Annotated in this window: 1 protein-coding gene; it reads right to left on the bottom strand. The window is 61.4% G+C overall.

The features are described from left to right. The coding region (locus KUC_RS18985; RefSeq protein WP_040481832.1) for a dihydroxy-acid dehydratase domain-containing protein at nucleotides 1–635 on the bottom strand (635 nt) is incomplete at both ends.

Here is a 635-nt window from a genome sequence, read left to right as displayed (position 1 = left end):
GCGGCCAGCGGGCCACCCGCGGCGGCTTCCGGGGCCACGTGTAGCACTACGGTGCCGTAGGCAGTGCCGCTCATGCGGGCATCAGAGATGCGCACCATATCGGTAATCCCCTGGGCAAGGATCTTGGGCGGCAGACCCATATTGCCAACTTCCGCCATGCCGTGATAACCGCGGGGGCCGCAGTGTTTCATGACCAGAATGTCGTTGGCTTCCACGTCCAAATCCGGGTCGTTGATGCGCGCTTTATAGTCGTCAAAGTCTTCAAATACCACCGCGCGGCCACGGTGCTGCATCAGTTCAGCGGTCGCCGCCGAGGGTTTGAGCACCGCGCCGTTGGGGGCCAGGTTACCGCGCACCACGCAGATACCACCATCCGCGGTGAGCGGGTTATCCAGCGGGCGGATAACCTCGTCGTTGTACAGCGGCGCGTCCTTGACGTTCTCCCAAATAGTCTTGCCGTTGACGGTTAAGGCATCTTTGAACGGCAGACGATCCGCTTCGCCTAAGCGCTTAAGCACCGCAGGTAGACCACCAGCGTAGTAGAACTCTTCCATCAGAAAGCGCCCCGAGGGCTGCAGATCCACCACTGTGGGGGTGCCGCGCCCTACCCGACTCCAGTCATCCAAAGTGAGATC

It is taken from the genome of Vreelandella boliviensis LC1 (genome assembly GCF_000236035.1).
Taxonomy (GTDB): domain Bacteria; phylum Pseudomonadota; class Gammaproteobacteria; order Pseudomonadales; family Halomonadaceae; genus Vreelandella; species Vreelandella boliviensis.
Note: the sequence above shows the minus strand (reverse complement) of the source record. Positions and strands in the feature narration are given on the sequence as shown.